Origin of the sequence: Cohnella algarum (assembly GCF_016937515.1) — a bacterium.
Classification (GTDB): Bacteria; Bacillota; Bacilli; order Paenibacillales; family Paenibacillaceae; genus Cohnella; species Cohnella algarum.
This window is the reverse complement of record NZ_JAFHKM010000002.1, coordinates 5,371,041-5,394,708: the sequence shown is the minus strand read 5'-3', so window position 1 is coordinate 5,394,708 and position 23,668 is coordinate 5,371,041. Positions and strand designations below refer to the sequence as shown.

At 59.9% G+C, this 23,668-nt stretch carries 21 protein-coding genes and 1 pseudogene; all 22 read left to right on the top strand.

Annotated features, from left to right (window positions below; genetic code table 11):
• The 22 genes and pseudogenes from JW799_RS24315 to dapA all read left to right on the top strand — a co-directional run bounded on the left by JW799_RS24315 (window position 1) and on the right by dapA (window position 23,520).
• A complete protein-coding gene (locus JW799_RS24315; protein ID WP_205432082.1) occupies window positions 1–1,368 on the top strand; it encodes a CCA tRNA nucleotidyltransferase in 1,368 nt (455 codons plus the stop codon).
• Window positions 1,365–2,348 (top strand): biotin--[acetyl-CoA-carboxylase] ligase, encoded by a 984-nt coding sequence (locus JW799_RS24310; protein WP_080838763.1) that lies wholly within the window; start codon window positions 1,365–1,367, stop codon window positions 2,346–2,348. The genes JW799_RS24315 and JW799_RS24310 overlap by 4 nt, the downstream gene beginning before the upstream one ends.
• A gap of 301 nt (window positions 2,349–2,649) precedes the next feature.
• Complete coding sequence (gene panB / locus JW799_RS24305; RefSeq protein WP_080838764.1) at window positions 2,650–3,513, top strand: 3-methyl-2-oxobutanoate hydroxymethyltransferase; 864 nt, start codon at window positions 2,650–2,652, stop codon at window positions 3,511–3,513.
• Entirely contained in the window at window positions 3,510–4,421 is a 912-nt protein-coding gene (gene panC, locus JW799_RS24300; RefSeq protein ID WP_080838765.1) for a pantoate--beta-alanine ligase, read from the top strand. The genes panB and panC overlap by 4 nt, the downstream gene beginning before the upstream one ends.
• Entirely contained in the window at window positions 4,422–4,805 is a 384-nt protein-coding gene (gene panD / locus JW799_RS24295; protein WP_080838766.1) for an aspartate 1-decarboxylase, read from the top strand.
• Window positions 4,806–4,873: 68 nt separating this feature from the next.
• On the top strand, window positions 4,874–5,509 hold the full coding sequence (locus JW799_RS24290) for a tetratricopeptide repeat protein (protein ID WP_080838768.1): 636 nt from the start codon (window positions 4,874–4,876) through the stop codon (window positions 5,507–5,509).
• Between the two features lie 55 nt (window positions 5,510–5,564).
• Window positions 5,565–8,441 carry an ATP-dependent DNA helicase DinG gene (gene dinG, locus JW799_RS24285; protein WP_080838769.1) on the top strand — a complete coding sequence of 959 codons (2,877 nt, stop codon included), beginning with the start codon at window positions 5,565–5,567 and terminating at the stop codon, window positions 8,439–8,441.
• A 36-nt stretch (window positions 8,442–8,477) separates the two neighbouring features.
• Window positions 8,478–9,140 carry a redox-sensing transcriptional repressor Rex gene (locus JW799_RS24280; protein WP_080838771.1) on the top strand — a complete coding sequence of 221 codons (663 nt, stop codon included), beginning with the start codon at window positions 8,478–8,480 and terminating at the stop codon, window positions 9,138–9,140.
• Window positions 9,137–10,441, top strand: coding sequence for an amidohydrolase (locus JW799_RS24275; protein ID WP_205432081.1), 1,305 nt, complete (start codon window positions 9,137–9,139; stop codon window positions 10,439–10,441). The genes JW799_RS24280 and JW799_RS24275 overlap by 4 nt, the downstream gene beginning before the upstream one ends.
• Complete coding sequence (locus JW799_RS24270) at window positions 10,438–10,974, top strand: cell wall elongation regulator TseB-like domain-containing protein (RefSeq protein ID WP_080838775.1); 537 nt, start codon at window positions 10,438–10,440, stop codon at window positions 10,972–10,974. Before JW799_RS24275 ends, JW799_RS24270 begins: the two co-directional genes overlap by 4 nt.
• 200 nt (window positions 10,975–11,174) lie before the next feature.
• Window positions 11,175–11,708: a hypothetical protein gene (locus tag JW799_RS24265; RefSeq protein ID WP_080838777.1), complete on the top strand. Its 534-nt coding sequence runs from the start codon at window positions 11,175–11,177 to the stop codon at window positions 11,706–11,708.
• 1 nt (window position 11,709) lies between these two features.
• A pseudogene (locus JW799_RS24260) lies at window positions 11,710–13,196 on the top strand (AAA family ATPase).
• A 247-nt stretch (window positions 13,197–13,443) separates the two neighbouring features.
• Window positions 13,444–14,010, top strand: coding sequence for an RNA polymerase sigma factor (locus tag JW799_RS24255; protein ID WP_176220849.1), 567 nt, complete (start codon window positions 13,444–13,446; stop codon window positions 14,008–14,010).
• Entirely contained in the window at window positions 13,994–15,214 is a 1,221-nt protein-coding gene (locus JW799_RS24250; protein WP_205432080.1) for a hypothetical protein, read from the top strand. Before JW799_RS24255 ends, JW799_RS24250 begins: the two co-directional genes overlap by 17 nt.
• 288 nt (window positions 15,215–15,502) lie before the next feature.
• On the top strand, window positions 15,503–16,615 hold the full coding sequence (gene hisC / locus JW799_RS24245) for a histidinol-phosphate transaminase (protein WP_420830696.1): 1,113 nt from the start codon (window positions 15,503–15,505) through the stop codon (window positions 16,613–16,615).
• Window positions 16,616–16,748: 133 nt separating this feature from the next.
• Window positions 16,749–17,621, top strand: coding sequence for a 3-hydroxyacyl-CoA dehydrogenase family protein (locus JW799_RS24240; RefSeq protein WP_080838784.1), 873 nt, complete (start codon window positions 16,749–16,751; stop codon window positions 17,619–17,621).
• On the top strand, window positions 17,618–18,838 hold the full coding sequence (locus JW799_RS24235) for an acetate kinase (RefSeq protein ID WP_080838785.1): 1,221 nt from the start codon (window positions 17,618–17,620) through the stop codon (window positions 18,836–18,838). Before JW799_RS24240 ends, JW799_RS24235 begins: the two co-directional genes overlap by 4 nt.
• Before the next feature lie 43 nt (window positions 18,839–18,881).
• Complete coding sequence (locus JW799_RS24230) at window positions 18,882–19,601, top strand: DnaD domain-containing protein (RefSeq protein WP_080838787.1); 720 nt, start codon at window positions 18,882–18,884, stop codon at window positions 19,599–19,601.
• Between the two features lie 164 nt (window positions 19,602–19,765).
• Complete coding sequence (gene dpsA / locus JW799_RS24225; RefSeq protein WP_080838789.1) at window positions 19,766–20,665, top strand: dipicolinate synthase subunit DpsA; 900 nt, start codon at window positions 19,766–19,768, stop codon at window positions 20,663–20,665.
• Window positions 20,662–21,258, top strand: coding sequence for a dipicolinate synthase subunit B (locus JW799_RS24220; protein ID WP_080838791.1), 597 nt, complete (start codon window positions 20,662–20,664; stop codon window positions 21,256–21,258). Before dpsA ends, JW799_RS24220 begins: the two co-directional genes overlap by 4 nt.
• A 90-nt stretch (window positions 21,259–21,348) precedes the next feature.
• The gene (gene dapG, locus JW799_RS24215; protein WP_080838793.1) at window positions 21,349–22,566 is read left to right on the top strand and encodes an aspartate kinase; all 1,218 of its coding nucleotides are present in this window, start codon (window positions 21,349–21,351) and stop codon (window positions 22,564–22,566) included.
• A 78-nt stretch (window positions 22,567–22,644) separates the two neighbouring features.
• Window positions 22,645–23,520: a 4-hydroxy-tetrahydrodipicolinate synthase gene (dapA, locus tag JW799_RS24210; RefSeq protein WP_205432079.1), complete on the top strand. Its 876-nt coding sequence runs from the start codon at window positions 22,645–22,647 to the stop codon at window positions 23,518–23,520.
• The last annotated feature ends 148 nt before the right edge of the window (window positions 23,521–23,668 follow it).

The following is a 23,668-nucleotide window of genomic DNA, read 5'->3' as shown; positions in this document are numbered from 1 at the left end:
TTGACCGATACGGATCCTATTGCCTGGGCCGCGGCGTTGAGACTGCTCGCCCGCTTCGAATCGGCCGGCCATACCGCCTATCTGGTGGGCGGCTGCGTGCGCGACCGGCTGCTCGGCCGCAAGCTGCACGACATCGATATCGCCACCTCGGCGACGCCGGAGCAGGTTATCGCGATGTTCCCGAACGCGATTCCGACCGGACTCGCCCACGGCACGGTAACGGTACGGGACGAGGGGCGCTCGTTCGAAGTGACGACGTACCGGCGGGAAGGCAAATACACCGATTCCCGCCGGCCCGACGAGGTGTCGTTCGTCGGAAATGTCGAGGAGGACCTGGCGCGCCGGGACTTCACGATTAACGCCATCGCATGGGGAAGAGACGGCGCGACGGTCGACCCGTTCGGGGGCGCCGCGGATTTGCGGCGTGGAATCGTCCGCACGGTCGGCGAGGCGGCGGAACGGTTCTCCGAAGACGCGCTCCGGCTGCTGCGCGGCATCCGGTTCGCGGCGGAATTCGGATTCGAGTTCGCGCCCAAGACGTGGGACGGACTGCTCGGACAGCGGGAACGGCTTCGGCATATTGCAATGGAGCGGGTCGGAACGGAACTGGACAAAATGATGGCCGGAAGTGATCCCGACCGCGCGTTCGCGCTGCTGGCCGAAAGCGGGCTTCTCCGGTTCGCCCGCGAGCCGCTGCCGCCGTCGGCAGCGCTGCCGACGGGCGGAACCGGCGGCGGGGCCTCCGGCCTGAAGCGGCTGGCGGACCCCGATCTTCGATGGTGCGCGCTGCTTCTTGGCGGCGGGGCCGCGCCGGACGAAGCGGAAGCGGTTTTTCGCTCGCTATGTCTCGGCGTCAAGCGGGGCGCCCGGGTCGCGGCTGTCGTCGGCCTGAGCCGGAGGCTTGCGGCGGACGCGAACGCGGCGAAGACCGCCCCTTCCCGGACGGACGAGCTTGGGGAGACGGAAAGAACGGACGTTAATGGGCCGGTCCGGGAGCAGCTGCGCCGGAGCTGGACGCTGGCGGTGCTCGAATTCGGCCGTCCCGCCGCGGAAGATTGGCTCGCGCTGGCGGCGGCCTGTCCCGAAGCGGCGCTCGGATCGCTTGAACCCGGGTTTGCCGAACGGGCCCGGGATTGGCTGGGCCGAATGGCCGCGACCGCGATCGGAGGGCTCGCCGTCAGAGGCGACGAAGTGGCGGAGGCCGTCGGCAAAAAACCGGGCCCCTGGGTCGCGAAGACGCTGCGGCGGCTGCTTGAGGCCGTCGCGCTTGGCCGGCTGCCGAACGAGCGGGACGCGCTGCTTGCGGAGGCCGCCGCCGTCGAAGGGGATATCGGCGGAAATCGGGATTCGAAAGAAGGAACGAAATGAAACCAACGTCTTTGTTAGCTTTGCTGGAATCGGCCGAACCGAACGCCTATGTTTCGGGCGAAGAAATCAGCCGCCGCCTCGGCGTCAGCCGCACCGCCGTCTGGAAGCAGGTCCGCAAGCTGGAAGCGGAAGGGTTCCGGATCGAGGCGGTGCCCCGGCTCGGCTACCGGCTTGCGGGACGGCCGGAAAGGCTGTCGCAGGCGGAGCTCGCCGGGCGAATGAAGACGCGTTCGTTCGGCCGGGTCCTCCACTTGCTGGAGAGCGTGCACTCGACGCAGGATGTCATGCGCAAGCTCGCGGAAGAAGGCGCTCCCGAAGGGACCCTCGTCATTGCCGAGCAGCAAACGGCGGGCCGGGGACGAATGGGCCGCTCCTGGGTGTCGCCGGCGGGCAAGGGCATCTGGATGAGCTTGCTGCTCCGGCCGCGGCTTCCGATGCAGGCGACCCCGCAGCTGACGCTGCTGGCGGCGGTCGCGCTCAGCCGGGCGATCTCCGCCGTCGTGCCGCTTTCGATCGGCATCAAATGGCCGAACGATTTGCTCGTGGACGGGCGGAAGATCAGCGGGATTTTGCTGGAGTCGGCGACCGAAGACGAACGCGTTCGGTATATCGTCGTCGGGATCGGGGTTTCGGTCAACCTGGAACGGGAGGATTATCCCGAGGAGGTCGCGGGCAAAGCCGTTTCGCTCAAAATGGCCGCCGGCCGCCCGGTCGACCGGGCGGAGCTGATCGCCTGCACTCTCCAAGAATTCGAAAACCTGTACGAGCTGTACTTGCAGGAAGGGTTCGAACCGATTCGCGCGCTGTGGGAAGCGCGTTCGGTCAATTTGAACCGCCCCGCCGTCCTGCATACGCCCAAGGGCGTCATCGAAGGCGTTCCGCGCGGCTTGAGCGACATGGGAGGGCTTCGGGTGGAATTGCCCGACGGCTCGATCGAAACGGTCTATTCGGCGGAAATCAATCCTTGGCGGGAAGGCTAATATGTCCCGCCCGCCGGACTTGCGCGACAAGAGGCGGACGGGAAAACGTGGACGCCGGAAGAACGGTCTGTTATAATGAAGCGGCAAGGCGTTATCGCCGTTCGCGAATCGCACTTGCGCAAGGCTTTCAAGGACAAACGAATAACCGTGATCATTTCGCGGCGGATTCTGCTCTGAGCCGAAAGGACCGAGACAGAAGGACGTGAAGCGCGCGTTCCTGCTGAATGGAAACCTTTCTTTGCTCACGGGCAAATGAAGGTTTTTTTGTTTGTCCGGGCCAAAAGAGGAGGCGCTTCACGCGATGAAACAGCCATTAACTTTGCCTCGTTTGCGAACAATGAAAAGAGAAGGAACGAAGGTCGCGATGCTGACCGCTTACGACTATCCTTCCGCCCGGCTCGCCGAAGAAGCCGGAGTCGATATGATTCTCGTCGGCGATTCGCTCGGCAACGTCGTGCTCGGCTATGAAACGACGGTGCCCGTCACGCTTGAAGATATGATTTATCATACGCGCGCGGTCGTTCGCGGCGCGCCGAATACGATGATCGTTACCGACATGCCGTTTGCGACGTACCGTCTCGGAAGCGCAGCGACGCTTCGCAACGCCGCCCGGATCATGCAGGAAGGCGGGGCCCACGCCGTCAAAATCGAAGGCGGAGCGGATCTGGCGGACGAAGTGCGCACGCTCGTCGCAGCCGGCATCCCGGTGCTGGGACATCTGGGCTTGACCCCCCAATCCGTCCTGCAAATCGGCGGTTACAAGGTCCAGGGCAAGGGAGCGGAAGAAGCCGAAAAGCTGAAGGCCGACGCCAGGGCGCTCCGGGACGCGGGCGTTTTCGGCATCGTGCTGGAGCTGGTCACCGAGCCGCTCGCCTCCGAAATTTCCCGCTCGCTCGACATTCCGATCATCGGCATCGGCGCGGGACGCGGATGCGACGGACAGGTGCTCGTGTATCACGATCTGATCCGCTACGGTTCGAATATTCGCGACAAACGCTTCGTCAAAACGTATGCCGACGTCGGCGAAACGATTCGCGCGGCGATCGCGGACTATGTCGGCGACGTGAAGGGCGAGCGGTTCCCCGAAGAGGGTCACGCCTTTCAACCCGGCCCGCAAACGGCACAGCCGCTGACCAATTCGTTGTACGGGGGGAATTCGCAATGAACCATGCCGTTGCGGCATCGCCGGAGGTCGTTCGCACGATCGCCGAACTGAAGCGGAAAATCGCCGAATACCGCGGCCGTGCGGGCGAGCCCGGAACCGTCGGCTTCGTGCCGACGATGGGCTATTTGCACGAAGGGCATGCGAGCCTGATCCGAAGGTCCGCGGAAGAAAACGGGCTGACCGTGATCAGCATTTTCGTCAACCCGCTGCAATTCGGGCCGAACGAGGATTTCGAACGGTACCCCCGCGACGAAGAGCGGGACAGAACCGTCGCGGCGGAAGCGGGCGCGAACGTGATCTTTATGCCTTCGGTCGAGGAGATGTATCCCCGGCCGATGCGAACGGCCGTTTCGGTTCGCGGCGTAACGGAGCGCCTGTGCGGCGCAAGCCGGCCGGGGCATTTCGACGGCGTGGCCGCGGTCGTCGCCAAGCTGCTGAACATCGTCGCGCCCGACCGCGCTTATTTCGGATTGAAGGACGCCCAGCAGGTGGCGGTCGTTTCCCGAATGGCGGAAGATTTGAACCTTGCCGCCGAAATCGTGCCTTGCCCGATCGTCCGCGCGCCGGACGGCCTGGCGCTGAGCTCGCGCAACGTATACTTAAACGAAGAGGAACGGCGTCAAGCCCTTATTTTATCGCAAACGTTGAAGCTGGTTCCGGAATGGGCCGAAAGCGGAGCCACGGCTCCCGAGCTGGTCGACCGCATCAAGCGCCGGCTGGGGACGCAGCCGCTGGCGGATATCGATTACGTCGAAGCCGTATCCTACCCGGACCTGGAGCCTTTTTCCGAAGATTTGCCTTTGAACCGGGCGGAAGAGCGGATTCTCGTCGCCCTCGCCGTGCGGTTCGGCAAAACGCGGCTCATCGACAACGTTTTACTCGAACGACCACGAAAGGAGCGGTCCTGAATGCTGCGGCAAATGATGAAGTCCAAAATCCACCGCGCGACCGTTACGGAAGCGAACTTGAATTATGTCGGCAGCATTACGATCGACCGGGACTTGATGGATGCCGTCGACATTTTGCCGGACGAGAAGGTCCAGATCGTCAACAACCATAACGGAGCGCGCTTCGAAACGTACGCGATATCCGGTCCCCGCGGCTCGGGAGTCGTCTGCCTGAACGGGGCCGCCGCCCGCCTCGTCCAGCCCGGCGATACGGTCATCATCATCGCCTACGGCTACATGACCGACGAAGAGGCGAAGCGCCACGAACCGAAGGTGGCCCTCGTGGACGAGAACAATCGCCTGGTCCGAATGATGGGGGAAGAACCTCATTCGACCGTCCTGTAACGCGTATGAAACCCCCCTCCGGAACGCAGAATGAGGGTGAAACCCGATTGCGGCAGGAGGGGACGAAAATGATTCGACAATGGTTTGAAGCCTTGAACGAAACGCTTGACGAACTTATTCGCCGTTATCCGCAAGCTTCCGTCGCCGAAAAGAAAAGCCTGGATCAGCAATGGGACGTGTTAAAGTCGCTCAGTGATGATATGATTGAATCATGGCTGCAATTCGAGGACAAAATGGCGGTTTACCGGGAACTGAAGGAACAGGCCGCGGCTTCGGCCGCCCACGCGGACATTTGCGAGCCCTTCGTCATGGGGCAAGGTTATTTCAAGCTGCAGATGTACGACAAAGGCGCAAGCTGCTTCGAGGAAACGCTGATCCTGCGTCCCGAGCTGATCGGCGCGCGGGTGCTGCTGGCGATGTGCCGCATGTACTTGCAGCAGTTCAACGAAGCGCAGCGCCATTTTCAGCTCGTGGCGGCCATTGCCGACAATGCGAAGCTGAGGGCCGTCGCCTATAATGCGCTCGGCTGCGTTCAGGCCGTCCATGCGAATTTGCAGCAGGCGCAGCTTTATTTTGCCAAAGCGGTGGAGTCGGACCCTTCGTTCGAAGAGCCGCGCCGCAATCTGGAATCGTGCCAAAGCCATTCGGGTCAACTGGAGCTTCAATTCGGCTGCGGGGAATTGCACGCCCTCGTTCAGGCTTGAAAACCGGGCGAGTTGTTTTGCGAATCGGCTTAAAGCCACCGAAAGGAAGTCAGGCATGAACTTTGCCGTTCTCGATTTTGAAACGACGGGAACTTCATCCGATAAAGACGAAATCATCCAGGCCGGCATCGTGGTGATCGACGAGGCGGGGAAGGTCCTGCGGACCTTTTCCTCCCTCGTAAAGCCGGAAAAGCCGATTCCGGAATGGATCAGCCGGCTGACCGGGATCGACGACGCGCTCGTTGCCGACGCTCCGGGAATCGACGAGGCGCTGCCGCAAATCGTGCCGCTGCTCGAGGATGCGGTATTGGTCGCGCACAACGTCGGCTTCGACGCCGCTTTTTTGCAAGCCGCTCTCGATCGATGCGGCTATTTGCCTTTTTCCGGAAGAATGCTCGACACGCTCGACCTGGCCAAAATCGCTTTCCCCACGATGCCTTCGTACCGGCTTTCCGCGTTGACGCTTCAACTGGAATTGAATCACGATCGCCCCCATCAAGCGGACAGCGACGCTTCGGCTACGGCGGACTTGTTCGTGCGCTGCCTGGAACGGTTGAAGTCGATTCCGCTTCTGACGCTGCAAAGGGTGGCCGCGCTGTTCGATCGCGAGCAAAGCGATACCGGCTGGCTGCTGGCCGAAATCGCCGCCGCGAGGGAGGCCGTTTTCGCCCCGGACGAACAAGAGTACGAATATTACCGGCAATTCGCGCTTCGCGTAAAGGATTGGCTCGACGACGAAACGGGAAAAGCCGAACCGGAGTCCGAAAATGCGGAGCGGGCGACCGGCCTTGCCGAGGAAGCGGGCTTTGCCGGATTTTTGGAAGCGATTCAGGGCAAGCTTCGCGAACTGCTGCCGACTTACGAGCCCAGAACCGGCCAGGAAATCATGTTCGGGCAAGTGCTGGACGCCTTGGAAAAAGACGCCCACCTGCTCGTCGAGGCGGGAACCGGCACCGGAAAATCGCTCGGATATTTGATTCCTGCTCTCTATTATGGATTGAAAGAATCAAAAAAAATCATGGTCAGCACCCATACGATCCAATTGCAGGAGCAGCTGCGCCAACGGGATTTGCCGCTTTTGCAGCAGGTGCTTCCGGTGCCGTTCAAGGCGGCCGTCTTCAAGGGCCGAAGCAATTATTTATGCCTGCGCAAATTCGAACAGCAGCTGCAAATTCCCGAATACGCCATGAGCAAGGAAGAAGCGGTCGTCCGCGCTCAGATGACGGTCTGGCTGGCGGATACCGAACGCGGCGAGGCGGAGGAGCTGAATTTGAACGGCCGCGCGAAAGACGAGTGGACCGCAGTCGCGAGCGACGCGGATTCCTGCCTGAATCGAAGCTGCCCGTGGTTTCGCAAATGCTTTTACCACCGGTCGCGCAACGAGGCCGGCAAAGCGGATTTGATCATTACGAATCACGCGATGCTGTTTACCGACCTGCGCGCGGAAAACCGGCTTCTCCCCGCGTACAGCCAGCTGATCGTGGACGAGGCCCATCATCTGGAGGAAGTGGCGAGCCACCATCTCGGCCAGAAAACGGCTTACGGCTCGCTGCAAAATCCGTTATACCGGCTCATGAAGGACGCCCGGACGGGATTGCTCCCGCAGCTGATCGGGCAGCTCGCTTCCGATCCGGACAAAGACGCCCAAGCCTGGACGGAAAAACTGGAAGAGGCCGTTCCGAAAATTCAGGACATTCGCGAAAGCTGGGAGCGCTGGACGGATCGCCTGTTTGCCATGCTGGCGAAGCTTTCGGCCTCCGACGAGACGGGAAGCTTGTCGTACCGGATCAAGCCGGATCAGCTCCCCGACGAGTGGGAGGCGGCCCAGACCGACGGCCGCAATGTCATTCAGCTGCTGTCGGATTTGATCAAACCGCTCGAAAAAATGCTCCCGGACATTCGGGAACGGGCGGACGAGCTTCCGCTCCAAAGCCTGCTCACCGACCTGAACGGCGCGGTCAAGGATTTGGCGGCCGTGAAGGCGGAGCTGCAATCGTTCGTCACGCTTGCGGATCCGGATTTCGTATACTGGCTTGAAGGGCAAACGCAATACCGCAGCCGGTCCGTCTCGATGTACGGCGTTCCGGCCGACGTCAGCGGAAAGTTGAAGGAATACATTTTCGACCGCAAATCGAGCGTCGTGATGACTTCCGCCACGCTGACCGTCGACAAATCGTTTCATTACGTCACCGAGCAGCTCGGCTTGACGCAAGCGGACAAAGCCGGAAAGCTGATGACGGCCCAGCTTCCGTCCCCGTTCAACTACCGGGAGCAATCGCTCGTGCTCATTCCCCGCGATTTTCCGAACATCCGGGGGCGCGACGGGGAGGATCGGTTCACCGAGGCGCTGATCGGTTCGCTGGCGGACGTCGCCCGCGCGACGGGCGGCCGCATGCTCGTTCTTTTCACTTCGTACCGGATGCTTAAAGCGGTGCACGGCCCGCTGAAGGATCTGCTGGCTCCCGCCGGCATCGAAGTGCTCGGGCAAGGGATCGACGGCAGCAGCCGCAGCGGCCTGACCCGGCAGTTCCGGGAGCAGCCCTCGTCCGTGCTGCTGGGCACGAGCAGCTTCTGGGAGGGCGTCGACATCCCGGGAGACGCGCTGACGTGCCTCGCGATCGTAAGGCTCCCCTTCCAGCCGCCGAACCATCCGGTAGCCGAGGCCAAATCGGAGCGCCTGGCGGCCGAACGGAAAAATCCGTTCATGAAGCTGTCGCTGCCCCAGGCGGTCATCCGGTTCAAGCAAGGGTTCGGCCGTCTCGTCCGGACGACCAGCGACAAAGGCATTGTCATCCTGTACGATACGCGCGTGCTGGAAACGAATTACGGCAAGCACTTTTTATATTCGCTGCCCGGGCCGAAAATGGAGCATTTGCCGGCCTCCGGGCTTGTCGGGCGAATCCGCGATTGGCTCGGGCAGGCGCACGAATAGCGGTCATTCTATCATAAGCAGACAGGGGGGAATCGGATGAAGCAGGATAAAATTTCCGAAGTCGTCGTCCGGCGCTTGCCGATCTACTTGCGCTATTTGGACGAACTGCACAGAAGCGACGTTCAGACGGTGTCGTCGCAGGATTTGGGCGAAAAGCTGGACCTCAATCCGGCCCAAATTCGCAAAGACCTCGCTTATTTCGGCGACTTCGGCCGCAAGGGAGTCGGGTATAACGTTCCATATTTGATCGAAAAAATCCGCCACATTTTGAAGCTCGACCGGCCGCTTTTCGTCGCCCTTGTCGGAACGGGCAATCTCGGACGGGCGCTTTGCAATTACAATATGTATTTGAAAGAAAACATGAAAATCACCGCCGTTTTCGACCGCGAGCCTTCGCAAATCGGAAAGACGATCAACAATTTGACGATTCTCCCGATGGAAAAATTAAACGAAACCGTCAAGGAGAAAAATATTACGATCGGCATCATTACGGTGCCGGCGTCCGAGGCGCAAAACGTCGCCGACCAGTTCGTCGCCGCCGGCATCCGGGGCATCCTCAATTTCGCCCCGACCGTCATTCGCACGCCGCCCGACACGCGGCTGCATCAGTCCGATTTTACCGCGGATCTGTTCAGCCTGGCATATTACATGAACCGCGACGAAGAAAATCAAACCGATGAGGGGAATCGTGAACCATGAAACGTTGGCTGATCGAGAACGCCATTTTGATTACGATGGATCCGCAGCGGCCGGTCGTGAACGGCTGGATGGCGGTCGAAGGAACCGCGATCGCGGCGATCGGCGACGGAGCCGCGCCGGAGGAGGAAAAACGGACGGCGGAAGAGACGATCGACGGACGCGGCCATCTTTTTATGCCCGGTCTCATCAACACGCACGGCCACGCGGCGATGACGCTGCTTCGAGGGCTCGCGGACGACCTGAATTTGCAGGACTGGCTGCAAAATCATATGTGGCCGATGGAAGCGAAATTCACGGGCGACGACGTTTACTGGGGCACTTCGCTGGCCGCGGCGGAAATGATTTTGAGCGGCACGACGACGTTCGTGGACATGTACGACCACATGGACCGGGTGGCGGAAGTCGTCAGGGATTCCGGGCTGCGGGCTAGTCTTACGCGGGGCGTGATCGGACTGTGCCCTCCCGACGTTCAGCAGGCCAAGCTGGACAACGCCGTCGGGTTCGCCAAAGATTGGCACGGAGAAGCGGACGGCCGGATTCAGGTGATGATGTCTCCGCATGCGCCATATACCTGCCCGCCGGATTACATTGAAAAGATCGTCGCCGCCGCTCACGAACTCGGACTTCCGCTACATACGCACATGTCCGAGACCGAAGCGGAAGTCGAGCAAAACGTCCGCGACTACGGCGTTCGTCCGGTCGAGCATCTGGACCGTCTCGGCCTGTTTTCGCGGCCTGCTCTCGTCGCCCACGCCGTGCATCTGACCGACGAGGAAATCGCGCTGCTCGCTAATCGCAACGTGGCGGTGTCGCACAACCCGGTAAGCAATTTGAAGCTGGCCAGCGGCGTCGCCCGCGTTCCGGAGCTGCTGCGGGCCGGGGTGACGGTATCGCTCGGCACCGACGGGGCCGCAAGCAACAACAATCTCGACCTTTTCGAAGAGATCCGGATGGCCGCGCTTCTTCACAAAGGCGTCTCGAAGGTGCCGACGGTCGTTCCCGCCGCGGAGGCGCTTCGCCTTGGCACGTCGTACGGCGCGAAGGCGATCGGGCTCGAAGGGGTAACGGGCATGCTGAAGCCGGGACTTAAAGCGGATTTCATCGCCGTATCCATCGAAAAGGCTCACTTCGTTCCGGCTACCGATTACGTTTCCCATCTCGTTTACGCCGCTTCCGGCGCCGACGTCGCCCATATGTGGGTGGACGGCCGCCAGCTGATGCGCAATCGGGAGCTGCTCACGCTCGACGTCGAACGGATTCGCCGCGAGGCGCAGCGCTGCTTCGAAAGGCTGCGTGCGTGACGGTGAGCCGCAGCGACCATTACCGGAGATCGGCCCGGATCTCGCCGCTTCGCTGGATCGTGCTGACCGTAAGCTTCGTTCTCCTGCTCCTGCTTCTGCTCGTGATGACGGTCCGCAACGCCGATGCCGATTACCGCAGGGACGAGGCGGAAGCGATCGAACTCGCCAAAACGGAAGCGGGCCTGACTTCGATCGATTCGGCCGTCAAGCATGTTTGGGAGGAAACGGTTTGGGTCGTCATCGGCAAGGACGCGGAAGGCGTCGCCCGGATCGTATGGGTGCGGGAGTCGGGGGCGGCGAACGATGCCCTGGCCAACGGCTTGTCGCAGGACCAGGCCGAGCAGCGGTTCGCTTCCGAGCGTCCCGGCGCGAAAATCGTCCGCATCCTTCCCGGCTGGTTTCAGGATCGGCCGGCTTGGGAAATCCGTTATGTTGCCGATCCGGAGACGGAACGGCAGGCGATCGATTTTTACGCGTTCGAGGACGGTGCCAAGCTGAAAACGTACGAACTGCCGGGCCGCACGGCCGGTTGAAACGTTCCGAACGAAGAAACGCGCCGCACGCAAAGCCTTCAGGCTCTTATCGAGGAGCCCGAAGGCTTTTTTTGCGCGTTCGGCTGGGATCGCTGCCAACGATTAGCTGACGATGAATCTATCGAAATATGATATACTCATTGATGTACAAATGGTATATCCGATGATCATAAAAATAAGAGCAAGGAGGACATTGCGGCATGAAATTGAAAATAGGACCGACGGTCACGACGGCCGCGTTGTCCGCGGTTTTGTTGTTTGGCGGTTGGTACGGTTACCGGCACTACGGGGTGGAGCAGCCTTTGGACCGGATCGCGGAATCGGTGCCGGGCGTGGAGTCCGCCGAGTCGAGCATGAGCGGAAACGACGTTACGCTCAAGGTCGGCCTGGCCGCGGACGCGAATTTGGCCGAGGTGTACAAAAAGGTGACCGAGCAGGGCGCATCGTCGATCGGGTCGAAGACGCTGCAATTCGTCGTGGACGGCGGAACGAACGACGATCTGGAGCATATTTGGAGCCAGGCGCTGTTCGACGTCGCCGAAGCGATGGATAAAGGGCAGTATTCGGACGTTCGCGACGCGATGGCGTCGTTGGCGGAACGATATCCGAATCTCGAAACGGCTACCGAAATGGACGACAACAACGTTTATATTACGCTTCGCAGCGGAGACGACGCGAAATTCGTCATCCTGCCTCGCCAGCCGGCCAAGTTTGGGGTGTGGCCGAATGCGTAATTTGCGAAATTACGGAAAAGAAATCGCGCTCGGCTTTTTGCCCGTGCTTGTCGTCTTTTTGATCTACGCGGGGATTCCCGCGCTGCCGCTGCTGATGGGCGTTTGTCTCGTCGGCGGGCTGATGCTGGTCGCGAAAGGGCGCGGAGGCGTGGCGATGGGGGCGGCGACGCGCAAGACGCCCGCGCGCGAGCCGGAGGCGCTGACGTTCGACGATATCGGCGGGCAGGAGCAAGCCAAACGAGAATTGGTCGAAGCGCTCGAATTTCTCGTGCGAAGCGAGCAGGTCGAAAAGCTGGGCATTCGCCCGCTGAAGGGCATTTTGCTGACCGGTCCCCCGGCACGGGCAAAACGCTGCTCGCCAAGGCGGCCGCGCAGCACACGCATTCGGCGTTCATGTCCGCTTCGGGCAGCGAATTCGTCGAGATGTACGTCGGGGTCGGCGCGGGGCGCATCCGGGACTTGTTCCAGGAAGCGAGACGGCTTGCGGCCAAACGGAAGCGGGAATCCGCGATCATCTTCATCGACGAGATCGACGGCATCGGCGGCAAGCGCGACGGCGGGCAGCAGCGGGAATACGACCAGACGCTCAATCAGCTGCTGACGGAGATGGACGGCATTCAGGGCGACGAAAAGCCGCGGGTTCTGCTCATCGCTGCGACCAACCGCAAGGAGCTGCTCGATCCCGCGCTGCTCCGGCCGGGGCGGTTCGACCGGCATATTCAGGTCGATATGCCGGACCGTAAAGGGCGCGAGCACATTTTGCGGCTGCACGCCCGCAACAAGCCGATTGCCGGGGAAGTGTCGCTCGCCAAAATCGCCGAGGAGACGTTCGGCTTTTCCGGCGCGCAGCTGGAAAGCGTCATGAACGAGGCGGCGATCTACGCGATGAGAGAAGAGAGCGAGAAGCTGGAAGCTGCTCATTTCGGCAAAGCGATCGACAAGGTGATGATGGGCGAGCGGATGGACCGCGAAACGACGCGCGAGGAACGCGAGCGCGTGGCGATTCACGAGCTCGGTCACGCCATCGTGGCCGAAACGGTGCGTCCCGGCAGCGTGGCGCAGGTGTCGCTGACGCCGAGGGGCGGCGCGCTCGGCTACGTCCGCCATCATCCGGCGAAGGACAGCTATTTGTACACGAAAGAAACGCTCGAGGATCAGATTATGATCGCGCTCGGCGGCGCCGTTGCCGAAGAGTTGAATTACGGAGGCCGGAGCACGGGCTCGAAAGGCGATTTCGAGCAGGCGACGAACATCGTCCGCACATTGATCGAATCCGGCATGTCGGGGCTCGGCATCGTCCACCCGCAAGCCGTGACGACGGAGCAATGGTCGCAGGAGAACGCGGTCATTCTCGGAGAGCTGACCGAACGGACTCGCGAGCTGCTCCGCGGCCATCTTGAAACGTTCAAGCGGCTGCTGGCCGTGCTGATTCGGGAGGAAACGCTCTCCGGCGAGCAGTTGAGAGAGCAGTTGAAGCAGGCAGCCTGACGCCTGGCAAGGGGCGTCCCAAAAGGTCATCGAGACCGGAGGGGCGTCCCTTTCTGCTTTTTCGATGATAAAGAAGAAACCGGACCTGAAATATGTTAGCATAGTAAAAGGTTCGAACGGGCCCGTTTTTAAAAGGACTTTCCTTGTCCCACAGGGCGGCGAAGCCGTTTTTGCCGGGCAGCGATCTTTTTTATGAAATCTTTAAACTTGTGCGCTTGCCGGATCGTCGAATAAAGAGGTGGAAGGCTTGAACTCCGAAGCGAATTTCGATTATTTAAAATACATGACCGAATCCGAGGACCGCAAAGCGCTGTTGAACGAGCTGATGAGCGCTTACGGCAAGGAAGTATGGAACTACGCCTTCAGCATTACGCGAAAATGGGATATGGCGGACGATATCACGCAGGAAGTTTTCATCAAAGTATACAAAAACCTGCACGCCTTCCGCAGCGATTCGTCCGTCAAGACGTGGCTGCTCACCATTACGCGCAATACGGCGATCGATTTCAAGCGGTCGGCTTTCCTGCGGAAGGTGACGCTCACGGACCGGATCGGCGATTCCGCCGGCGTCCGGTTATCCGCCGAGCACGATGCGCTCGAACAGCTGGCCTCCAGCGAAATATGGAAGCTCGTGCTGGAGCTTCCCGTCAAATATCGCGAAGTCCTTATTTTATACGCTCATCATCAAATGTCGCTGAAGGAAATCGCGGACATGCTCGGCGTTACCGAAGGAACGGTAAAATCGCGCATGTTCCACGCCCGCCGGAAACTATCGAAGATGAAGGGACGACTTGGCCATGGATCTGATCGATAAAGAGCTCGAACAACAGTTGGCTGGCGATCCGCTGAGAAGGCACGGCTTTGACGAACGTTTGCGGCGCCGTATCGAGGAACGGCTGGACGGCCCCGCGCGCAACCGGAAGGAAGGAATTCGTTTCGGGTGGAAGGGCGCAGGCGCGGCTTTGGCCGCGGTCGTTCTCGTCGCCGCGGGGATCGGACTGTGGAACGGCTCCGATTTGCGCAGCGTCGACCAAGCCTCGCCGACCGCTTCCGTCAGCGCTTCCGGCGAACCCGTCGAAGCGTTGGCGGCGAATAACGAAACGATTGCCTCCGCGCTGTTGATCGGCATTCGCAACGACGAGAACGGAGATGGCGCCAGCTCATACCGGACCGTGCTCGTCGCGCCGGAGGAAAACAAGCTGGAAGTCGTGGCGGAGGGAGACGGCATTCTGATGCCGTACAGACAGGATTTTTGGAAAATCGAAGCGATTCAACCCGCAGAGGGTTCGGATTCGCAGCTGCTGCGAGCTTACAAGGCGGAAGGAAAGGCCGCTTCGGAGCGGATCGCTTCGCCCGTAACGGCCAGGGAAGCCGTCGTGGAGAAACTTCTGTACGCCGGCAATCAGTACGTATCGCTGTCGAAGCGGGTGCTTTCGCCCGAACGGGACGCGGAAGCGGACGAATATTTCTTCGTCAAAAACGTGGAGCAGCTGACAGCGAATTTGCAAACCGTATTCGAGCCGAGTCTCGAACCGTTTGCCGCATTCGAAGACGTGGCGCAAAGCGTGCCGACCGCGGAAAAAGAGCCGGCCATATCGCGCACGGTGCAATGGTCGATCGTCAGGGAGCCCGGGCAATGGGTAGCGGTCGGATTCGCCGGATCGGAGTCGCTCCGTCCGGTCGATGCCGACACCTCCGAGGAAATCGCCGTCGCGCTGCCGGAAACAGTCGTTCAGAGCGACGAGCTTGCGCTGTCCTGGGAGCAGATTCGGCAAATCGAGCCGAAGGCCGAAGACGCCTTTACCTCTCCGCGGGAGGATGTGCTCGCCGTCGTGCTGCCGAACGAAATCGACGTTTATCCTTACAAGCAGAAAAGCGGTCAGTCCGTGACTCTTGCGCTCGCGCCGACGGAATCCGTCGTCATGGTGCAGTGGGCGGCGTCGGAAAGCTACGTGGAGTCCTGGAAGCAGCGGGTGGCGGACATTCTCGCAGACGGCGGCGCGCCGGATCGGAGCTGAACCGAAACTCGGCGGCGGAGGCGGAGCTTGGCGAAGTCGCCGCTTGTGCAAGGGGGAGGACGCTCGCGAATTTGTGCCTGGAATGAATGGCTTTGCCTTTAGGGCAGAGCCATTTTTTTCGTCCCTTTGATTTGTAAAACAAAAGGAAAATATGAGTTCGGCGACAGTTTGGGATTTTATTTTCGTATCCTTGGCTGTCGCTGTTTGATATTTCGAAATTAACTTTACTAAATTAAAGTATTAATGTATCGTATGATTGAAGTATTAAAGCGACAGAGAGGATGAACTATTTTGCAAAAACACGCAATCGCGGCGCGCGAAACGCTGAAGCGCATGACTCCGTACACGCCGGGCAAACCGATTTGGGAAGTGCAAAAAGAATACGGATTGGAAAAAGTCATCAAGCTGGCCTCGAACGAAAACCCGCTCGGTCCTTCCCCGAAGGCGCTCGAGGCTATCCGGCGAATGCTGCCGGAAATTCACCGTTACCCGGACAATCGGGCCTCGGCGCTCGTCGAGGAGCTCTCGTCCCATTACGGCCTGGAGAAAGAATGCCTGATCGTTTCGAACGGCGGAGACGAGCTCATTACGCTCGTTTCCGAGGCTTACTTGAATCCGGGCGACGAAATCGTCGTTCCGCAGCCGGTGTTCAGCGAGTACGAATTCGGCGCGACGTTGATGGAGGCGAATACGGTCAAGGTACCGTTGGACGAACATTGGCAGTACGACATCGATCGGCTGCTCGCCGCCGTAACGGATAAAACGAAAATCGTTTATTTATGTTCGCCCAGCAATCCGACGGGCACTTATTTGAAAAAAGACCGGCTGCGCGACTTGCTGGCAAAGCTTCCGCCCCGGGTGCTGGTTGTCCTCGATGCGGCTTACCATCCATTCGCCGACGCGCCGGACTATACGAACGGACTGGAATTCGTCAAAGAAGGCTTTCCGGTCATCGTGCTGCAAACTTTTTCGAAAATTTACGGCCTTGCCGGCATCCGCATCGGCTTCGGCGCCGCTCCCGCGGACGTGATCCGTACGCTGCTCCAGGTGAAAGAACCGTTCAACGTCAACGCGCTGGCTCAAGCCGCGGCGGTCGCAGCGCTCGGGGACGAAGCGTTCGTACAGGCTTCGATCGCGGCGAACGGGGCCGGGCGCAGGCAGTTGTACGCCGGGTTCGAGGCCCTTGGCATTTCCTTCGTTCCGAGCATGAGCAATTTCGTTTGGGTTCGGTTCGGGCCAGAGGCGGACGCGATTTACGAGGAATTGATGAAGCGGGGCATCGTCATCCGCTCCGGCCGGGGCTGGGGATTTCCCGATTATGCGCGAATTTCCGTCGGCAGCGAGGAAGATAATGAAGCGTTTCTGAACGAACTTGGCAAGCTGGCCGGGAAAATCCGTTGATTTGTGACAAAGCGGTTAACGGAATTGCCACGAGATCGTCGGTTTCGGCTGCACCCCTGGTATGTTAAGATAGTATAGAATTCGCAAGCGAACAGAGAGAAAGTTACGCGGATCGGTTGGAGGGACATACGTTATGTTTCGCAACGTTGGAGTGGTTGGAGCCGGTACGATGGGCCAGAGCATCGCGGAAATGCTCGCCGCCAAAGGATTGGACGTCCATTTGGCGGAAAAAACGCCCGAGCGCCTGCAAAACGCGCTGAACGGAATCGAAATGAGCCTGGACCGGCAAATCGAGCGCTGGGCCATTACGCAAGCCGAGAAAAAATTGATCCTGAATCGCATACATACGGAGCCTTCATTGGAACACCTGGCCGATTGCGACCTGATCATCGAAACAATCAGCGAGGATTTGGAGAGCAAACGCGCCGTGTTCGCGCAGCTCGACGGCATTTTGCCGGAAGAAACGGTCATGGCGAGCAACACGTCTACGCTTAGCCTGACGGAGCTCGCCGGAGCGACGCGCCGCCCGGAGCGGGTCATCGGCATGCACTTCGTCTATCCGGCCATTCGCGTCGACGTCGTGGAAATCATTCTCGGTTTGCAAACGTCCGACGACACGTACCGGAAGACCAAAGATTTTATCGAAAACGTATTGAACAAAAAAGGGGTCATGGTTTACGAGTCTCCCGGTTTCGTCACGACCCGGCTCATTTGTCTTCTTATTAACGAAGCGCTGCATTTGCTGGAGGAAGGGGTCGCTTCGGCCGAGGATATCGACAGCGCGATGCGGATCGGCTATCAGTTCCAGCACGGCCCGCTGGAGATGGCCGACCGCTTCGGGCTCGATTCGGTGCTCGCGGCGCTGGACCGGATGTTTCGCGAATACGGCGAGCTCAAGTATCGCCCTTCGATTTTGCTGAAAAAGAAAGTGCGGGCGGGACAGCTCGGCGTGAAGACGGGCACCGGTTTTTTTACTTACGATAAGGACGGTGACCGGATACTATGAACATCCTTGTCATTAACGCCGGAAGCTCTTCGTTGAAATATCAGCTTTACGACATGTCGAAAGAGTCGGTTTTGGCGAAAGGACTCGTCGAAAGAATCGGGATGGATTCCTCGATTCTGACGCATGAAGTGGAAGGGCAGCCGGAAGTGCGGGAAGTCAGCGAAATTTTAGAGCATACGGTTGCCGTCCGGAAGGTGCTCGACATGCTGACGCATCGCAAGTTCGGCGTATTGAGCAACGTGGGCGAGATTCAGGCCGTCGGGCACCGGGTCGTTCACGGCGGCGAAACGTTCCACGAGTCCGTGCTGATCGATTCGAACGTCAAGCTCGAAATCCGCAAGCTGTTCGATTTGGCTCCGCTGCACAATCCGGCCCACATGATGGGGATCGTCGCGGTGGAAGCCAATCTGCCGGACATTCCGCAGGCGGTCGTGTTCGATACGGCTTTCCATCAGACGATGCCGGCGACCTCGTACTTGTACGCGATTCCGACCGTGCTGTACCGCAAACACAAAATTCGCCGCTACGGCTTTCACGGAACATCGCACGATTACGTCAGCAAGATGGCCGCCGAATTTTTGGAGCGTCCGCTCGAAAGCTTGAAGCTCGTCAGCTGCCATATCGGAAACGGGGCCAGCTGCACCGCGATTCTGCACGGCAAGTCGTACGATACGAGCATGGGCATGACGCCGCTCGAGGGGCTGATGATGGGAACGCGGAGCGGGGATTTGGATCCGGCCATCGTTCCGTTTACGATCAATAAAGAAGATCTTACGCTGAACGAAGTCAATTCGATGCTCAATAAGCACAGCGGCTTGCTCGCCGTATCCGGCGTCAGCAGCGACATGCGCGAAGTGGTCCAGGCGATGAGCGAAGGGAACGAATCCGCCAAGCTTGCGTTCGATATGTACGCCTACCGCATCCGCAAATACATCGGCGCATACGCCGCGGCGATGAACGGCCTGGACGCGGTTCTGTTTACGGCCGGAGTCGGGGAAAATTCCGACATCCTCCGCAAAAAAGTTTGCGAAGGCTTGACGTTTCTCGGCCTGGAGCTCGACGAGGAGCGCAATAAAGTCCGCTCGAGCCAGGCTCGCCGAATCACGAAGGACGGTTCCAAGGTAGAAGCGCTCGTCGTGCCGACCAACGAGGAGCTGCTTATCGCGCGGGACACGTACCGTCTCGTACAGAAAACGGCCGCCGAAGCCAAGGAGTAAGGCCGCGTCGGCACGGCATACGTTCGGAGAGGAGAAGGCTTGAATGAGCGAACGCGCTGCGCTGGCCCTCGGGCTGGCGGAAGCTTATATGGACGGAGCGGTAAGCTTGCCGTACGCGTTGTTGCGAAGCTACCGGGTTCTGAACTTGACCGATACGGAATGCATGCTGGTGATCCAGTTGCTGGCCTACCGGCAATTGGAGCAAAACGATTTTCCGACGATGGAGCAGCTTCAGCAACGTCTCGGCATTTCCCAGGCGGAAGCCGGGAAAACGATGCAAAAGCTGATGCGGCTCGGCTATGTCGGCATCGACGAGGTAATCGACCCGTTGACCGGGGTCCAATCGGAGCGTTACAACCTGGCAGGGCTGTTTCGCCGGATCGGCGAGTTGCTCGCGGACGGGGAACTGCCGCCGAGAGCCGGATCGGAACAGGAGCGGCCGGAGGAAGCGCGGCCGTCCGGGAGCTTGCCGGAAGCTTTCCCGGGCGTGCCGGTCAACGGGCGCGCCCAGACCGACCTGTTCAGCGTATTCGAGCAGGAATTCGGCCGGCCGCTTACTCCGATGGAGTGCGAAACGATCGCGAACTGGATCGATCAGGACGGCTATCCGGCCGAATTGATTTTGTTCGCGCTCAAGGAAGCCGTGTTCGCGGGCAAGCTGCATTTCCGGTATATCGACCGGATTTTGCTCGAATGGAGCCGCAACCGGGTCGAGAACGTGGACGCCGCCCGCGCCCACGTGCAAAAATTCCGCGGACGTTGAACGCGACCGAAAACGAAACGAAAACCTTCTCGTTCGCCGCAGGCGGATCGGAAGGTTTTTTGCTTATCCGCGAAACGTTCCGGCTCTCTCCGTCCTCAGGCACCCGGCTTTAGGCGGCTGCATATGATGTCTTGTGTGAAGGAAAGCGGAAGGAGGGAGGCGGCATGCTTACGGGTGTGCACGTCGTTCTGGCAGGCGGAGACGCGAGGCAGCTGGAAGTGATCCAAAAACTGACGGAGCTCGACGCGACCGTTTCGATCGCCGGATTTGACAGGCTGGATACGCCGTTTCCGGGAGTCTCCAAAGCGGATTGGACGCCGGAACTGCTGAAGACGGCCGACGCTTTGCTGCTGCCCGCGGTCGGTACCGAAGACGACGGCACGATCGCGGCGATTTTTACCGATCGGGAAATGAAGCTGTCCGACGCCTATTTGGAGGAATTGCCGGATCGGAGCAAAGTTTATGCCGGGATGGCAAAGCCTTTTTTGCGAAAATTGTGCGAAAAGCACCGAATCGGCCTGGTCGAACTGTTCGAACGGGACGACGTGGCCATTTACAATTCGATTCCGACGGCGGAAGGCGCCTTGATGATGGCGATTCAAAATACCGACATTACGATTCACGGCTCCTCCTGCATCGTGCTCGGTCTGGGCCGGACCGGGCTGACGATGGCGAGGACGCTGCAAGGAGTGGGGGCCAAAGTCAAAGCCGGCGTCCGTCGCGAGGAGACGTTCGCCCGGGCTTTCGAGATGGGGTTCGAGCCTTTTCACGTAAGCGATCTGGCCCGCCAGGCCGAAGGCTGCGACTTGATTTTTAATACAATTCCGAATATGATAATCACAGCGCAGGTGATCTCCCGACTCCCCCTGCATTCCGTGATTATCGATCTGGCATCGAAGCCCGGCGGAACCGATTTCCGTTTCGCCGAGAAGCGCGGCGTCAAAGCGCTGCTGGCTCCGGGATTGCCGGGAATCGTGGCTCCGAAAACGGCCGGACGCATTATCGCGAACGGGCTAATCCAGATGATTCTGGAGGACAGCCGACTACGGGGGGAGCAGCCATGAATTGGCAGGGAATCACGTTAGGTTACGCATTGACCGGATCTCATTGCACGTTGCCGGAAGTCGTCCCGCAAATCCAGCGTTTCATCGACGCGGGGGCGAATGTCGTTCCGATCTTGTCTCCGTCGATTATGACGACCGATACGAGATTCGGAACGTCGGAGCACTGGCAGACGGAATTACGGAACATAACCGGAAACGAGCTGATCGCTTCCATCGTGGATGCGGAGCCGCTCGGTCCGAGCAAGCGGATCGACGTTTTGCTGATCTCGCCTTGCACGGGCAACACGACGAGCAAACTGGCAAACGCAATGACCGACAGCCCCGTGCTGATGGCGGCCAAGGCGCAGATGCGCAACGGCCGTCCCGTCGTTTTGGCGATTTCGACAAACGACGGCCTGGGGCTCAACGCTGCCAATATCGCGAAACTGCTCGTGGCGAAGAACATCTATTTCGTTCCGTTCGGGCAGGACAATCCGCAGACGAAGCCGAATTCGCTAGTGGCGCGAATGGATCTTGCCATGGAAGCATGCGAGGCGGCTTTGCAGGGGAAGCAGCTGCAGCCTATGCTGATCGAGCGTTTCCTGTATGCTTGAAATGAATTTAATACGCGCCATTTGTCGGACTCAGCTCGCCTTCGCCAGCTCGCGGCATTCCCATTCTGGTGACGGAGGAAGGTTTGCGTCATGATCATGGTGCAAAAATTCGGAGGGACGTCGCTGTCAGACGAGGAAGGTCGACGCAACGTCCTCCGCCATATATTGCGGGAACGGGCGGACGGCAAGCAGCTTGTCGTCGTCGTTTCCGCCATGGGCCGCAAAGGAGAGCCTTACGCGACCGATACGCTGCTCGACTGGATCGGCCGCAACGGGGACGCGCTTCCGAAGCGGGAAAAGGACCTTTTGCTAAGCTGCGGAGAGATTATTTCCGCGGCGACTTTGTGTAGTTTGCTTAACGCGTCGGGCATTTCGAGCACGGTGCTGACCGGCGGGCAGGCGGGCATTTTGACGGATGGACGGTTCGGCGCGGCCCGAATCGAGCGGATCGATCCGTCCGCGATGTTCCGGCATCTGCACGACGGCCGCGTCGTCATCGTCGCGGGCTTTCAAGGGATAACCGAGGACGGCGAAACCACGACGCTCGGGCGCGGCGGCAGCGATACGACGGCGACGGCGATCGGCGCCGCGCTTTCCGCGTCCGTCGTCGACATTTATACGGATGTCGAAGGGATCCTGACCGCCGATCCGCGGCTGGTCGCGCAGGCGAGACAGCTTTCCGTTGTAAGCTATGACGAAATTTGCAATATGGCCTATAATGGAGCCAAAGTCATTCATCCCCGTGCCGTGGAAATCGCCATGCGAGCGGGCATCCCCATTCGGGTCCGCTCGACTTTTTCCGACGGGGAAGGGACGCTCGTCACCCATGCCGACCAGGTGCGCGGCCGGAAGGATTGGAGCGACAGGACCGTTACCGGACTGGCCCACGTGCGCGGGGTGACCCAGCTGTCGATCGAGACGCTGAACAGTCCTCCGGATGTACAGGTCCGCATTTTCCGGGCGATGGCGGCGAACGGCATCAGCGTCGATTTTATCAACGTGACGCCGGCGGCCGTCGTGTATACCGTCGCCGGTTCGGACAGCGAACGCGCGAAGCGTTTGCTCGGGGACATGGGCTTCTCGCCCAAAATCCGGCCCGATTGCGCCAAAGTGGCGGTGATCGGCGGCGGCATGAACGGCGAACCCGGCGTCATGGCGCGCATCGTGGAAGCGTTGACGGAAGAAAGCATCCCAATTTTGCAATCTGCAGACTCCAATACGACGATTTGGGTGTTGGTGGCTGAAGAAGATATGGCTCTTGCCCTGCAAGCGCTGCATACGGTTTTCGGTCTGCATCTCGTTTCTTGAGCGCCGGCGTTTCCGCCTTTTGGACGAATGCGGACCGAGGCCGATTTTTTACCGCAAACCGGAGGAGGAAAAAGCAATATGTGCTTTGGTCGGTTAATTACGGCGATGGTGACGCCGTTCGACGAACAACTGGAAATCGATTGGGAGGTTGCGGGCAGCCTGATCGATTATCTCATCGAGGAGCAGAAATCGGACAGCCTAGTCGTCTGCGGAACGACGGGAGAGTCCCCGACGTTGACCGATCGGGAAAAGGAAGACCTGTTCCGCTTCGCCGTCGAGCGCGCGGCGGGCCGCTGCAAGATTATCGCCGGAACGGGCAGCAACGATACGCGCCATTCGATTCATCTCACGAAAATGGCGGAGCAAGCGGGAGTCGACGGCGTCCTGCTCGTCGCCCCGTATTATAACAAGCCGAGCCAGGAAGGCATGTACCGGCACTTCAAGGCGATTGCGGAAGCGACCTCGCTTCCCGTCGTGCTCTATAACGTTCCCGGACGGACAGGCGTCAGCCTGTCGACGGAGACGACGCTTCGGCTGGCCCAAATCCAGAACATCGTCGCCACGAAGGAATGCGCTTCCGTGGAGCAAATGACCGAAATCGTCGCCGGCGCGCCGGAATCGTTCGTCGTATACAGCGGAGACGACGCGGTGACGCTTCCGGCTCTTGCAGTAGGCGGCTACGGCATCATCAGCGTGGCCAGCCACATTATCGGGGCCGAGATGAAGCGGCTGATCGAAGCCTACACGGAAGGCCGCACGGCCGACGCGGCGAAAATCAACGCCAGCTGCTACCCGGTATTCAAGGGATTGTTCCATTGTCCTCATCCGGTGCCGAATCCGGTCGCGGTCAAGGCGGCGCTCCGAATGAAGGGGCTGCCGGTCGGCGGCGTAAGGCTTCCGCTCGTCGACGTGACCGACCCGGAACTGGATTTTATCCGCAAGCTGATCGGCTGATCGGGGGGTAACCGAGGAGCCGGACGAGAATCCGAGCCGTCGCGAAAGAGGAAGCATCGGCAAAGCGGCTTGAGGGAACAATAGGAGCCGACAGGATTATCGGGCGAAGAAGCTGCCTTGAATTCCTCAAATCGCATCATGTATAATA